Origin of the sequence: Streptosporangium brasiliense (genome assembly GCF_030811595.1) — a bacterium.
In the GTDB taxonomy this organism is placed as follows: Bacteria; Actinomycetota; Actinomycetes; order Streptosporangiales; family Streptosporangiaceae; genus Streptosporangium; species Streptosporangium brasiliense.
Map to the genome: position 1 here is coordinate 7,796,047 of NZ_JAUSRB010000002.1, position 13,102 is coordinate 7,809,148.

At 69.1% G+C, this 13,102-nt stretch carries 15 protein-coding genes; 6 read left to right on the forward strand and 9 right to left on the reverse strand.

Translation table 11 applies throughout. The annotated features are described in order from the left end of the window. Nucleotides 1–120: 120 nt before the first annotated feature. Both J2S55_RS44745 and J2S55_RS44750 read right to left on the reverse strand, forming a co-directional pair. Nucleotides 121–849 (reverse strand): carboxylesterase family protein, encoded by a 729-nt coding sequence (locus tag J2S55_RS44745; RefSeq protein ID WP_306874100.1) that lies wholly within the window; start codon nucleotides 847–849, stop codon nucleotides 121–123. A 114-nt stretch (nucleotides 850–963) separates the two neighbouring features. Continuing rightward, nucleotides 964–2,193, reverse strand: a complete 1,230-nt coding sequence (locus J2S55_RS44750) for a serine hydrolase domain-containing protein (protein WP_306875877.1) — start codon at nucleotides 2,191–2,193, stop codon at nucleotides 964–966. A 377-nt stretch (nucleotides 2,194–2,570) separates the two neighbouring features. Here J2S55_RS44750 and J2S55_RS44755 point away from each other — a divergent pair, with 377 nt between their 5' ends. Then, nucleotides 2,571–3,344: a GbsR/MarR family transcriptional regulator gene (locus tag J2S55_RS44755; RefSeq protein WP_306874102.1), complete on the forward strand. Its 774-nt coding sequence runs from the start codon at nucleotides 2,571–2,573 to the stop codon at nucleotides 3,342–3,344. A gap of 104 nt (nucleotides 3,345–3,448) precedes the next feature. Here the strand turns inward: J2S55_RS44755 and J2S55_RS44760 are convergent, their stop codons facing one another. Beyond that, nucleotides 3,449–4,147: an SDR family oxidoreductase gene (locus tag J2S55_RS44760; protein WP_306874105.1), complete on the reverse strand. Its 699-nt coding sequence runs from the start codon at nucleotides 4,145–4,147 to the stop codon at nucleotides 3,449–3,451. A gap of 284 nt (nucleotides 4,148–4,431) precedes the next feature. Next, on the reverse strand, nucleotides 4,432–4,839 hold the full coding sequence (locus J2S55_RS44765; RefSeq protein ID WP_306874107.1) for a RidA family protein: 408 nt from the start codon (nucleotides 4,837–4,839) through the stop codon (nucleotides 4,432–4,434). Nucleotides 4,840–4,981: 142 nt separating this feature from the next. On the opposite strand from J2S55_RS44765, the gene J2S55_RS44770 reads away from it, so the two are divergent. The 3 genes from J2S55_RS44770 to J2S55_RS44780 all read left to right on the forward strand — a co-directional run bounded on the left by J2S55_RS44770 (nucleotide 4,982) and on the right by J2S55_RS44780 (nucleotide 7,867). After that, complete coding sequence (locus tag J2S55_RS44770; RefSeq protein WP_306874110.1) at nucleotides 4,982–5,362, forward strand: winged helix-turn-helix transcriptional regulator; 381 nt, start codon at nucleotides 4,982–4,984, stop codon at nucleotides 5,360–5,362. A gap of 260 nt (nucleotides 5,363–5,622) precedes the next feature. Then, entirely contained in the window at nucleotides 5,623–6,462 is an 840-nt protein-coding gene (locus J2S55_RS44775; protein WP_306858579.1) for an IS5 family transposase, read from the forward strand. A gap of 178 nt (nucleotides 6,463–6,640) precedes the next feature. Further along, nucleotides 6,641–7,867 (forward strand): MFS transporter, encoded by a 1,227-nt coding sequence (locus J2S55_RS44780; protein WP_306874112.1) that lies wholly within the window; start codon nucleotides 6,641–6,643, stop codon nucleotides 7,865–7,867. A 62-nt stretch (nucleotides 7,868–7,929) separates the two neighbouring features. Here the strand turns inward: J2S55_RS44780 and J2S55_RS44785 are convergent, their stop codons facing one another. From J2S55_RS44785 to J2S55_RS44800, 4 genes are all read right to left on the reverse strand, one after another. After that, a complete protein-coding gene (locus J2S55_RS44785; protein WP_306874114.1) occupies nucleotides 7,930–8,487 on the reverse strand; it encodes an SET domain-containing protein in 558 nt (185 codons plus the stop codon). A 144-nt stretch (nucleotides 8,488–8,631) separates the two neighbouring features. Continuing rightward, complete coding sequence (locus J2S55_RS44790; protein WP_306874116.1) at nucleotides 8,632–9,003, reverse strand: hypothetical protein; 372 nt, start codon at nucleotides 9,001–9,003, stop codon at nucleotides 8,632–8,634. A 420-nt stretch (nucleotides 9,004–9,423) separates the two neighbouring features. Then, nucleotides 9,424–9,984: a cysteine hydrolase family protein gene (locus tag J2S55_RS44795; RefSeq protein ID WP_306874118.1), complete on the reverse strand. Its 561-nt coding sequence runs from the start codon at nucleotides 9,982–9,984 to the stop codon at nucleotides 9,424–9,426. Between the two features lie 388 nt (nucleotides 9,985–10,372). Next, nucleotides 10,373–10,882 carry a TetR/AcrR family transcriptional regulator gene (locus tag J2S55_RS44800; protein ID WP_306874120.1) on the reverse strand — a complete coding sequence of 170 codons (510 nt, stop codon included), beginning with the start codon at nucleotides 10,880–10,882 and terminating at the stop codon, nucleotides 10,373–10,375. Between the two features lie 76 nt (nucleotides 10,883–10,958). On the opposite strand from J2S55_RS44800, the gene J2S55_RS44805 reads away from it, so the two are divergent. Both J2S55_RS44805 and J2S55_RS44810 read left to right on the forward strand, forming a co-directional pair. Then, the gene (locus tag J2S55_RS44805; RefSeq protein ID WP_306874121.1) at nucleotides 10,959–11,756 is read left to right on the forward strand and encodes an NAD(P)H-binding protein; all 798 of its coding nucleotides are present in this window, start codon (nucleotides 10,959–10,961) and stop codon (nucleotides 11,754–11,756) included. A gap of 444 nt (nucleotides 11,757–12,200) precedes the next feature. Beyond that, the gene (locus J2S55_RS44810; RefSeq protein WP_306874122.1) at nucleotides 12,201–12,611 is read left to right on the forward strand and encodes a Tn3 family transposase; all 411 of its coding nucleotides are present in this window, start codon (nucleotides 12,201–12,203) and stop codon (nucleotides 12,609–12,611) included. Here the strand turns inward: J2S55_RS44810 and J2S55_RS44815 are convergent. After that, entirely contained in the window at nucleotides 12,603–13,043 is a 441-nt protein-coding gene (locus J2S55_RS44815) for a hypothetical protein (protein ID WP_306874124.1), read from the reverse strand. The genes J2S55_RS44810 and J2S55_RS44815 overlap by 9 nt on opposite strands. Nucleotides 13,044–13,102 lie beyond the last annotated feature (59 nt).

Consider the following 13,102-nt stretch of genomic DNA (forward strand, 5'->3'; position numbering starts at 1 on the left):
CGGGCAGCCCCGGGCTCAGGGCATCCGCGCCCAGAAGTCGAGGCGGTGCTCGGCCACGTAGTCCGTGCCACCGATCCGTCCGGGTGCCAGGGACTGGACGTGGCCGGTGCCGACGCCGGGTCAGGCCGGCAGGTCGGCACAGGCGGGATCACCGTGCGCGGCGAAGGCCGCCCAGTACCGGTTCATCCGGTCGGCGAGCTCACACTGTGCCGCTATCGCGAACCCGCTCTGCAGGATCGCGCGGTGGAACAGCCCGGCCGATGCGGGCGACACCAGGTGCGCCGCGATCGTAAGAGCCCCGTACGACTCTCCGACCAGGGTCACGTTCGCCGGGTCACCGCCGAATCGCGCGATCTCCCGCTGCACCCAGCGCAGTGCGGCCTGCTGGTCCCGCAGGCCGAAGGTCCCGCCGTCGGCGAGGCCCGGATAGCCGAAGCACCCGAACACGCCGAGCCGGAAGTTCGGCGCCACGACGACGACGTCGCCGGCGACGGCGATCCGCCGGGGATCGTAGACGGCGGCGGTCCCGTTCGTCCCGCCGCCGCCGTGCAGCCACACCATCACCGGGCGCCCGGTGCCCGGGGCCTCCGGCACGGTGACGTCCAGCGTCAGGCAGTCCTCGTCGACGGAGGTGACGTCCGCGAACGACTGAGCCGACTGCGGCGCGGGGTTCCCCGGCACGGTCGCGTCCCGGACCCCGGGCCACGGCGCGACCGGCACGGGCGGCCGCCATCGCCGCTCTCCGACCGGGGCCTCGGCATAGGGGATCCCCCGGAACGAGAGGTGTCCGTCGAGCCGGCGGCCGCGGATGGCGCCGCCGCTCAGCCGTACGGTCACGTGCCGGGTCATCGCGTGTGCTCCCTGGCCGGTGTGCGGGACAGGCTGCGGGCGAGGATGTCCGACGCGCGGAGCAGGGCGGGCGACGGCGTGGCCGGTCCCGCGAGTCCGGGTCCCGGCCGGGCGTCAGTCGTCGATCGCCTGGTAGAGCGTGGTCCAGAAGTCGTGGATGAGCCGCGCCGAATCCGGGACCGACATCCCGACCTGGGTGAGCAGGATTCCGGTGAGCTGGTTGTCCGGGTCGGCGTAGGTCGAGGTGCCGGCTCCGCCGTCCCAGCCGAACTGGCCGATGGGCGCGTAGTCGCCGCGGTAGGTGCGCACCGCCATCCCGAAGCCCCAGCCGCCGTGCTGCCCCTGGCCGAATGACATATGGACGTTGTCGGTGGCCATGGCGTGTCGGGCGGCCTGCTGCTCGGGCGTGAGGCGGTTGGTGGTCATCAGCTCGACGGCGGGCCGGGACAGGATCCGTTCGGTCCCGTGCATACCGTGATTCAGCAGCATCCGGAAGTAGGCGTGGTAGTCGTCGACGGTGGAGACCAGTCCGCCGCCACCGCCCTGGAACGCCGGGGGCCGGCTGACCCTTCCCCCCGCCGCCTCGTCCCACACGTGGAACTCGCCGGTCTGCGGGTCGGGGGCGTAGAGGGGCGGCAGCCGGTCGATCTTGCCGGCGGGCACGTGGAAACCGGTGTCCTTCATCCCCAGGGGGTCGAAGACGCGTTCGCGCAGGAACGTCTCGAACGGCCGGCCCGTGACCCTGGCGACGAGCACGCCGAGCAGATCGTCGCTGATGTGGTACTGCCAGCGCTCGCCGGGCTGGTACATCAGCGGCAGCGCGCCGAGGCGGCGCATCCACTCATCCGGCTCGGGCATCGGCTCCGGCAGATCGGGCGTGAGCCCCTGCTCGAAGATCGCGCCCATGATCGGGGAGCCCAGCGCCGTCATGTCCATGCCGAGCCCGAACGTGGAGGTCAGCAGGTCCCGTACGGTGATCGGCCGCCGCGCCGGCACGGTGTCGTCCAGCGGGCCGTCGATCCGCTTCAGCACCCGCCGGTCGGCGAGTTCCGGCAGCCACGGATCCACCAGGTCATCCAGCCGCACCTGGCACTCGTCCAGCAGGACCATCGCCGCCGCCACCGCGACCGGCTTGGACGTGGACGCCATCCGGAAGATCGTGTCCCGCCGCATCGGCGCGCCACCGTCATGGCGCATCGTCCCGAGCGCTTCGACATGCGTCTGACCGCCCCGGCCGACCAGGGCGACCAGCCCGGGGATCTTCCCGGACTCGACATGCCGTGCCAGCACCTCGCGCAGTCTGCGCAGCCCCGCTTCGGAGAAGCCGGTGTTGCCAGTCCCCATCATGAATCTCCTTGCATACAGTTTTCGATCTCGCAGGACCCGTCCCGGCCCGGCGCCCATGGCTTCGACGAGCGACGCACGGGGGCGGGGTGAGCTTAGTCACGGAGACTCCTCTGCGGCGTCACCCGCATCCGCCACCGTTCGGGAATCTCTGAACGCTGCGACGCTACATTGCATTCACAAATCAGTCAACAAACGATGAAGGCTCAACTTGCCTGTTTCTCATAGAGAACAGGGCTTGCTTTGCAATGACCGTGGAGCTGAATGCAATGGATGATCGAATTTGCATTGCAATGGGTTCCGAGTGAATGCATACTGTGCAGCGGGTGGGCGGGCACAGAGCTCCGCGTATGCCGACAGACAGGAGACGAGCACCGATGCCCGGAGGCAGACTCACCGATGAGGACCGCCGGCGCATCGCTGCGGGGCTGGCCGAGGGACTCGGATACGCAGAGATCGGCCGGCGGCTGGAGCGGCCCGCATCGACCGTCATGCGGGAGGTCACCCGGAACGGCGGACCCGACGGCTACGGGGCGGACCGGGCGCACGAGGCCACCCGGCACCGTGCGCGCCGGCACAAGCAGGCTCAGCCTCCGGCGCCACCGATCCCCGACGGCGGCCATGGGCGTGACCCCCAAGCGGTGCGGGACTTCACCGAGTCCTTCACCGCCCTCCTCGTTCAGCATGGCCTGCCCCGGATGGAGGCCAGGGTGCTGGCCTGCCTGTACATCACCGACTCCGGCACCCTGACCGCCTCTGACCTGGCCCAGCGGCTCCGCGTCAGCCCGGCGTCCGTCTCGCACGCCGTCGCCTTCCTCGAACAGCAGGGAATGCTCAGGCGGGAACGGCCTCCCGGCGCGCGCCGCGAACGCTATGTCGTCGACGATGAGATCTGGCTCCGGTCTCTCCTCGCATCTCTGCAGATGAACGACGCCCTGACGGCCGCGTCGCAGCGCGGAGCCGAGATCCTCGGGGCCGCGACCCCGGCGGGTGCCCGCTTCGAGTCCTCCGCCGAATTCCTTCTCCTGGTGAGCGAGGCCCACCGGAAGGCCATCGAGCAGTGGCGGCAGCGCCCAGCACCCCGACACGCCGACCACCCGGGACGGACTCACGCACTGGACCGGGAAGACGAGCGGGCAGCCGGCGGCTGATCGGCAACGCCCTGACAGGCCCGCCTCGGGGGCGGAGGGTGTTTCACAAGCGGTCGCCCGCCGGACTGCTTTCACCACACCTGCTCCACGCGATGCCGTGCGGGTCATACGGCGGGCAGGCCGAAGTCCGCCGAAGAGAGCCCGTCCTTGGTCTGCCGGGTGATGCGATCGGCGAGGACCTCGTGGTGCCCCTTCTCGACGGCGTCCAGAGCCTGAGCGGCCACCTCGGCCGGAGCGGTCTTGGGAAGGGTGATCCCGGCGGCCATGTCGGTGTCGATGAAGGCGGCGTGCACGCCGACCACCAAGGTGCCCTGTCCTCGAAGCTCCAGGCGGATGCCGTTGGTCATCGACCAGGCGGCGGCCTTGGAGACGGCGTACGAGGCCACCGCCGGCAGCGTGGCCCAGGACAGCACCGACAACATGTTCACGATCGCTCCGCCGCCGTTACGTCCGAGGACGGGGGCGAAGGCGCGGCACATCGCCAGCGCGCCGAAGAAGTTGGTCTCCATCTCGGCACGTGCCGCCTCAAGCGAAGGCGCCGCGATCAGCCCGCTGCGCAGCCCGATGCCGGCGTTGTTGATCAGCAGCGTGACATCGCCGCACCGCTGGGCCGCCGCGGCGACGGAGGCCGGATCGGTGACGTCGAGCTCGACCGGGACAAGGTCCCGGTCGGTCACCGAGCCCGGGTCACGGGCGCCGGCGTAGACCGTGCGCGCGCCCCGTTCCAGCAGTGCCAGCGCGAAGGCCCTGCCGAGCCCGCGGTTGGCGCCCGTCACCAAGGCGGTGCAGCCCTGGAGATCCATGCCCTGATCTTGCATATCTCGCCCCAAGCGATAGTGGGTTGGAATTTCCAACTTACCAGGGAGCATGTAAGTTGGAAATTCCAACCCAACCGGTCGGGCGGCCAAGGCTCCGTCCGGCTCACCCGGGAGGCGCCGGCCCGTCCCAGTCGCGGGGCGGGCCGTGCGCGACCTCCGGACGCGGCCGCTCGCGACGGCCGCCGCCAAGCGGGGTCGAGGCCGGCCGACCCGCCGTACGGAGCCGACCCGCCGTACGGCGGGCCGCGACTTCGCACAGCGAGGAGTGTTCAGTCGATGATCGCGGTGGCTTCGACCTCGACCAGATGGTCGGGGACGTCCAGTGCCGCAACGCCCAGCAGCGTGCCCGGCGGCACCGGGGTGACCCCCAGCTTCGCGGCCGCCCGAGCGACCCCCTCCAGGAACAGGGGCAGCTTGTCGGGGGTCCAGTCGACGACGTAGACAGTCAGTTTCGCCACGTCGTCGAAGGAGGCGCCGACCTCGGCCAGGGCGGTGCCGATGTTGAGGTAGCACTGCTCGACCTGAGCGGCGAGATCGCCTTCGCCGACCGTGACCCCATCGGCGTCCCAGGCGACCTGCCCGGCGACGAACACCAACTTCGACCCGGTCGCGATCGACACCTGCCGGTAGGCGCTGATCTCCGGCAATCCGCTGGGGTCAACCAGGGTGATGGCCATGTCGCCTGCCTCCTCGTCATGAGAGCCCGTTGGCTCGCTTTCCCTGAACCAAGACACCCTTGGTCTCTTGTGGTTACTTAGGAACTGTAGGAGAGTGTTCGCTGACATGGAAGAACGCACTTTTTAGTGACTGGGGAACCTTATGGTGACCAAGCAGTTCGGGGGCTCACCCGAGGAAGCGGACCTGAGGCGCGCGGACTCTCTGGCGCGGGAGATCTTCTCGGACGTCGCCAACAAGTGGGCGCTTCTGATCATCGAGGCTCTGGGGGAACGCACCCTGCGCTTCGGCGAGGTGCGGAACGGGATCGAGGGCATCAGCCACAAGATGCTCACCCAGAACCTGCGCATGCTGGAGCGCAACGGCCTGGTCGAGCGGAGCGTGCACCCCACCGTGCCGCCGCGGGTCGAATACACCCTCACCGAGGCGGGCCGAGCCCTACGGGGGACGGTCCACGGAATGTGTGACTGGACCCACCGGTACCTCGGTCACATCGAGGCCTCCCGCCGCCGCTTCGACGCCTAAGGGGCCAAACGACCACTCAGTGGGTGTTTTATCCCTCTCTATGAGCTATCGCCCCATTTTGCCTCCTCGAGAGGCTGCCAGTCTCGTATGGTTTTCGGTAGATACGCGAGCCAGCGCGTTCGGTTAAGCACCCGCCAGGCGCCGGTCTCGTACCGGAAAATCCCGTCTCATTCCATGACCTGAGGCTTTGTCCTTACCACCCGGTGACGAACATCTCCGAAGGGCTGGGCGGCCGGCGCGCCACACGATACGTCCAGGACATGGCCGAGCAGCGACCGTACCCCAGTGACCTGTCCGACGCCCGCTGGAAGCTCCTCGAACCCGTGCTGACCGCCTGGCGCACCGAACGCAGAGGAAAGGGCCTGGACATCGGACGCCCACCCGAGCACGACCTGCGCGCCATCATGAACGCAATCTTGTACGTCGACCGCACCGGCATCCCCTGGCGCTACCTGCCACACGAGTATCCGCCCTGGCAGACCGTCTACGGATACTTCGCCCACTGGCAGACCGACGGCATCTTCATCCAGCTCAGCGCCCTGCTGCGCCGCCTGGCCCGCACCACAGAAGGTCGCGATCCCGAACCGACGGCCTGCATCATCGACGCCCAAAGCGTCAAAACCTCAGCCAACGTGCCGGCCACCGGCCAGGGCTATGACGCCGGCAAGAAGATCGCCGGCCGCAAGCGCAGTATCGTCACCGACACCCTCGGCCTGCTCCTCGCGGTGCTGGTCACCGCCGCCGGCGTCTCCGACGGCGCCGCCGGCCTGCCCCTGCTGACCCAGGTCGCCGCAGACAACCCGACCATCACCAAAGCCTGGGCCGACAGCGGCTACCGCACCACCGTCATCGAGCACGGCGCCGCCCTCGGCATCGATGTCGAGGTCGTCCGCCGCGATCCCGCCACCAGGGGGTTCACCCCTCTTCCCCGCCGCTGGGTCGTGGAGCGGACCTTCGGCTGGCTGATGCTCCACCGCCGCCTGACCCGTGACTACGAGGCCCTGCCCACCCGCTCCGAAGCCATGATCCACACCGCCATGATCGACCTCATGACCCGCCGACTCACCCGCGAATCCACCCCGACCTGGCGAAACACCTGAAAGCCAAACCAAACGAAACTCACGGGATCAAACACCCACTCAGCGCTCCAGCGCGACAGACGGAGGCCGTCCGCGCATACCGCTGGATTTCCGCGCGCCCGTCGCGACCGTCCGGCACCGCGCGTGGCCGTGAAAACGTGTTGCCGCAGATCCCTCCGGAACGTATGGTTTTGCGCTCGTGGTCACAGTGATGGAGAGGGTCCTGCCTGCCCGGCTGGGGACAGGATTCCGATGGTTGCTGGCGTCGAGCTGGCTGACGAATCTCGGTGACGGGGTCGCGGCCGCCGCAGGCCCGCTGCTGATCGCGACGTTGACCCGCGATCCATTGATGATCTCGCTGTCGGCCCTGGTGGGCTGGGCGCCGCCGCTGCTGTTCGGCCTGTACGCGGGCGTGCTGTCGGATCGGCACGACCGGCGCAGGATCGTGCTCGTCGCGAACGCGGTGCGGGCTCTGGTGCTGGCGGCGCTCGTCGTGCTCATGGTGACCGGCACGGTGACCGTGGTGACGGCGCTGGTGGCGCTCACGCTCCGGTCCATCGCCGAGGTGTTCGCCGACAGCGCGACGGCCACGCTGACGCCCATGATGGTCAGCAAGGACGATCTCGTCATCGCCAACGCCCGCCTGGGCACGGGGTTCATCACGCTCAATCAGCTTGCCGGGCCGCCGGTCGGCGCGGCGCTGTTCGGCCTGGGCTTCACCTGGCCGTTCGCGGGCCAGCTGCTCCTGGTGGTGGCGGGGATGGTTCTGGTCTCCCGGCTCACGTTGCCGCCGCACGGCCGGCAGGACGCCGATCCCAAGCCCGACACCGTACGGGAACTCATCGCCGGGTTCAGCTGGACCATCCGGCACGCGGCGGTCCGCACGCTGGCGCTCACGATCCTGATCTTCAACTTCACCTTCGGCGCGGCCTGGTCGGTTCTCGTCCTCTACACCCAGGAGCAGCTCGGCCTCGGCGGCATCGGCTTCGGCCTGATGACCACCATCGGCGGGATCGGCGGCCTGATCGGCACCGGCCTGTACGGGGCCATCACCCGCAGGGTGAGCCTCGGCGCCCTGATGCGGATCGGGCTCATCATCGAAACGTTCACCCACCTGGGCCTGGCCCTGACCCGTTCGCCATGGGTCGCCGGGGGCATCTTCCTGGTCTTCGGCGCGCACGCGTTCATCTGGGGCACGACCTCGGTCACCGTCCGCCAGCGCGCGGTCCCGCACGAGCTGCAGGGCCGGGTGGGCAGCGTCAACACCATCTGCGTCTACGCCGGTCTGGTGGTCGGCTCGCTGATCGGCGGTCTTCTGGCCACCCGCTTCGGCGTCGCGGCGCCGTTCTGGTTCGCCTTCGCCGGTTCCGCGGTGTTCGTGGTGCTGCTGTGGCGGCAGCTCATGCACATCGCCCACGACGACTGAGCCGCTGACGTATCGGCATCACCGGCCGTAGTCCCTGGTTGAGCTGCCGCCGGGCCTGTTCGCTAGTTCGTGGGCTCCACGGCCGAAACTCGGGGACCCCTGTCTGAATGCCCGTGTCCGGTGGCGGTTCTGATGCGATCGAGCAGGGGCGGGCTCCAGTGGGTGCCGTAGGCAGCCTGGAGCTGGGGCAGTCGCCAGTCGTTGCCGGTCACGCTGCGGCGGCAGAGGGTGCTGCCGCAATGGCAGGGCATCGACCATGCTTCAACGCCGGTGTGGGTGGCGTAGTCGATGGTCAGTTCTTCCCCGGGGTTGATCTCACGGCGCGCGATCACGGTGGTCGCGTCGCGGTGCCAGAGGTTGGGGTCGCAGGAGTGGTTGCCGTAGCGCACTGGATGAGCGGGATCGAGCAGCAGGTGGCGGCCTTGCGCGACGGTCAGACTGCTGTAGGGCGGGGCGAGTGAGGCCAGGGTCTCATCGTTGATGACCTGTCCGCCGAGTCGCATGACGACCTCGTCTTGACGGATCTGTTCGATGGCGAACAGTCCGGTGCCTTGGATCGGAGAGGACCGGGTCTGGGCGCTTGGTGTGAGCCAGCATTCAGTCGCGTAGGCCGTGCTCATCGTAGATGTTCTCCCTATGAGGTCGTCGAGGGGTTCGGGCATGGTGACCGGTCCGCGTCCGAGGCTCAGCCGTACGTGCTCGTCGTGCGAGCGCGTTCAGCACCCGGGCCAATCACATATCCGGGCTGAGAGGGCGCACGCCGGTCACTCGGACCCGGACGTGAGCCCGGCCACGACGGCGAGCCCGACCGGCAGAGCGAACAGCGCCAGGTAGGGACCTACGACGAAGACTCTGGCGCCGGCGTCGTAGCCGGAGGGCAGCCAGGCGAGCACCTCCCCGGCGACCAGGGCGAGAAGCCAGCCGTTGGCCACCGTCAGACAGGGACGGGACAGCCCCGCGAGGCGACCGGCGAGCGCGCCGAGCGGCAACGCCAGCAGGAGGTAGAGCGGCATCAAGGGGAGCGTGAGCCAGTTCAGCGTGGGGATGGTGGTGGACAGCATGAGGAGGGCGAGGACTCCCGCCGTCGCGGCCAGCCCGGTGATCGCCGCCCGAACAACCCTAGACCTGTTGATCAAACGACATGTCATGATCAGCGTCATACGATCACGATATGCGCGGAGACCGACCTTGCCCATGGCGGGATCCCCGTTCAGCTCATCGTGCCGGCTGCCGTCCTGCCTCACATGGACAGGGGGCCACCGTGGGAGAACGTGTCGAAGCTGATCGCGTAGGCGGCCCACTCCGGGGGTGGAGTACGGACGGCTGGAGAGCCGCCAACGTCCGGACCGGCGTCGCCCGCCCCTCCAGGGCGGCCCGGTGTTCTCCGGGAAATTTTCTGAGGATATGGGGCGGTCCATCCGATAAGGGGCCGGCCCGCATATGCCCAGGACCCACATCTGATCGCGATGTACCGGACAACGAGCCCGCGTCGCGCGGCGGCCGTCTCGGTGAACCTGCACACGGACAGAGCCCTCGGTCCTCACTCCTGCCGGCTGTCACAGGCGGGAGATCCACTCCTCGCTCGTGAGGACGTCAGCGCCTCTGGCCGGAAAAATGCGGCTGACCAGGAAGTCGTGCACGTCTGGCTCCCCGTCGGCGCAGGCGTCGCTGAGCACGGTGAGACGGTAGTCGCGGTCGGCGGCGTCGTAGAGCGTGGCGGCGACCATCGCCCCGGTCGCAACACCGGTCAGCACGATCGAGTCGATGCGCTGGGCGCGCAGAAGAAGATCGAGATCAGTGGCGGTGAACGCGCTGGTGCGGCGCTTGAGGACGACGGCCTCGCCCGGCAGCGGATGGATACGCGGGTGCACGAACGTCTCGGAGGATTCTTCGTGGAACAGCGCGCCCGCCCTGTTCAGGGCGGCGACCAGCGGATTTCCCGCTGCCACATCCAGGCCCGAGGTCCGCAGGCCGGTCCGTACGAAGATCACGAGGATTCCGGCAGCCCTGGCCGCGGACAGAACTGTCTCCGTGACGGGCAGCAGGTCGGCGACGAAGGGGTGGTTGTCAACGATGCCGGCCTGCAGATCGCCGATGATGAGCGCGGTGGTGGTCATGGTTTCCTGTCCGGACGGCGCGCCATCCGCCGTCCTCCACTGTCGTGTCCTTGGCGTTGTTGTCGTCGATCCGGTACGACGATAGCGGGACAGATCCGGGTATCGGCAGGGCCTTACGACCAGACGCCGTGCCCGGCACACCGGCTTCTCGGTCAGATTCCGGGCGTAGGTGTGGTCCGCCACCGGGATGGGCGGCCACGGTTAACGATCGAACCGGCGCCGGCGGCGCATCGGCCGGAGAAGCTTGGACGGCAGGCCGTTGGTTACGGCCCTCCGCTCGGGCCGGCGTCAGCCGCGCCACGATCCACCGCCGCCTTGACCCCGACAAGCCGGTCCCGGCGCAGGAGGAGCACGGTGCCGGCCTCGATCACCTACCAAGACGGCAAGGCTAACGCCGGTCGAGGCCGTCGAGCATGAGGGGGAGGAATCGCTCGGGGACGACGCCCGGGTGGCAGGCGAACACGTTGAGCAGCTCCATGAGGTCGTCGGTGCCGACATCTGAACGCATCGCACCGTCCGCCTGCGCCTGCCGTACCAGCTCGTCGAGTCGCTGCACCAGCGCCTGCCTCGCCTGCGGCGCGGAGGTCCCGGCCAGCGCGGCCGCGATGGCACCGCGGCCCTTCTCCACGCTGTAGACGACGAAGGCGCGGACGGCCGCCCACGCGTCAGGCTCGGCCGCCACGGCGCGGTCGAGGGCGTCCAGGAGTTCGTGAACGTACTGCTCCGCCAGGGCGGCGAGCAGCACGCCGCGGTCGGGAAAGCGGCGGTAGAGCGTGCCGACGCCGACGCCCGCTCGGCGGGCGATCAGCTCCATCGGCGCGTCCGCGCCACGCTCGGCCACCGCATCGCGTGCCGCTTCCAGGATTCTGTCCCGATTGCGGCGGGCATCGGCGCGCATTGAACTCCCCCGAACTGGACGACAGGCTTCCGCTTAGTATAGAAGAGGAAGCTGACATTCCGCTTAGGGGGTTGCGATGATCGTGGTGACGGGTGCGACAGGCACGATCGGGCGCGCACTGATCGAGGAACTCGGCTGTGCAGCGCGCGCCCTGGTACGGCGCGCGGAACAGGGCGAGGAGCTGGGATGCGACTACGTGGTCGGCGACCTGGAGCGGCCTGGGAGCATCCCGCTCGAGCCGGGTGACAGGCTCTTTCTCAACAGCGCGCTGTGGCCCGGTTTTGTGCGAGCGCACAGAGCGGTCATCGATCATGCGGCGGCCGCGGATGTGGCGCAGGTGGTGACGGTGTCCGTGCGCGGCGTTATGTCCGGCAGCCTGCTCGGGTTCGGTATGCACGGGCAGGTCGACGAGCATCTGAAGGCGTCGGGAGTGCCGTGGTCGATCCTGGCGCCCGTCGGCTTCATGCAGAATCTTGCGGGCGACGTCGACGAGGAGGGGCGGATCTTCGGCTCGTACGGGAGGGGCAGGGTCGGCTACATCGATGCGCGTGACATCGCGGCGGTCGCGGCCGTGCTGCTCACGCGTCCCGTCGGCGCCGACGCCACGTACGAGCTCACCGGGCCGGTGGCGCCTACGCATGACGAGGTCGCCGCCGAGCTCACCCGAGCGCTCGGCCGGACCGTACGTTACGTGGACCAGTCGGTAGAGGAAGCCACCGTTCACCTGGAGAAGCGCGGCATGCCCACCCAAGCGGCCCGTGACCTGGCCGAACTCATGTCGCAGATCGGGGATGGGCGCTGGGCGAGCACGACCACGACCGTGGCCGACATCCTGGGTCGCGGACCGCGTTCGCTGCAGGAGTTCCTTGGATAGACGTGCGCAGCGGCGGCCGAGGGACAGGAACCCGGCCGTCACTCCTGTTCGGCGGCCCGGATACGGGTCACGGCGGCCTGGCGCACACCTCGACACGGTCGGCGTGTGCGGTCAGCACGGCGGTCAGGGCGGCCAGATCCTCGCGCAGCACACCGGTGCCGGCGGTGGAGGTGACGCCTGCGGCGGCGAAGGGCGCGATCGCCAGGCTGGTGTATCCGCGCGGGATGGACGCTCACCATCTGGATCTGTCGATGCCGCCGACCGAGCGGCGCCGGTCTCTGGTGACGGCCACCACTCACTGGAGCCGGCCGGGAAGTTCGGCGGCGGCACCATGTCGTCCTCCGACGGGTAGCGGTTTCCCGTCCGCGGCGAGTCGCTGACCGGCCGTGACATGGTCATCCATGGCGGCCGGGCCCTGCCGACCTACACTCACGTGTCCGACCAGTGGTCGGCGTACGGGACCGAGCAGATCGTCCCGGCCGCTCGCGAGGGCCACTACACCCTGGACGAGCTGCTCGTCACCTGTCCGATCCGGTCTACCGCCGCAAGATCTCCCGGCGGCTCGACAAGGGCGAGAGCCTGCACGCTCTGCGCCGCGACCTGCGCTGTGCCCCGCAGGGCACCATCGTCCGGCCCCACTCGCAGGACCAGACCGAGCAGGCCTGGTGCCTCACCCTGCTCACCAACGCCGTGACCACCTGGACCGCCGAGTACTACGGCAAGGCGATCGGCGAGCTCCGCGCCCAGGGCCGCGACGTCCCCGACGAACTGCTGTCGTTCACCGCCCCGGCCACCGCGAGAACATCGGCTTTCTCCGGGTTCAGGGAGCGTGCGGGACTGACGGGATCAGCGTGACCGGGGGAAGGCGGCACGCAGTTGGGATCGGTTGACGACGAAAGCGGCTGGTACGAGGGTGAGGGCACCCGCGATCTGCATCGCGACGAACCACGGCGGGAGGGCGCCGGGGATGCTGTCGACGGCGATGACCGCGATCGGCACGATGACGGAGATGATGCGCACGCGTACGTAGGCCCATCGTGCTCCCCGTGAGGCGCGGACGCTCAGCCAGTAGGTCACCGCGGCGCTCGCGAGCATTCCGCCGGCCCGGCCCCACATGAACGACGTCACCTCGCGGCCCGTGACCGAGAGGATGACGACCACGACGAGGACCGCGACACTGGACGCGCCGTAGGCCGCGACGAGTTTCCGCACCTTGTCGAAGGCTCGCCGGGTGTGCGAGTGGTCGACGTGACCGGTCTCGATGGTGGTGCGGCTGGGGGTTTCCATGTCTGCTTCTTCCCTCGTGCTGTGCGGTGTGACTCGAAGTTAGGGAGTGCGCGGGTGGG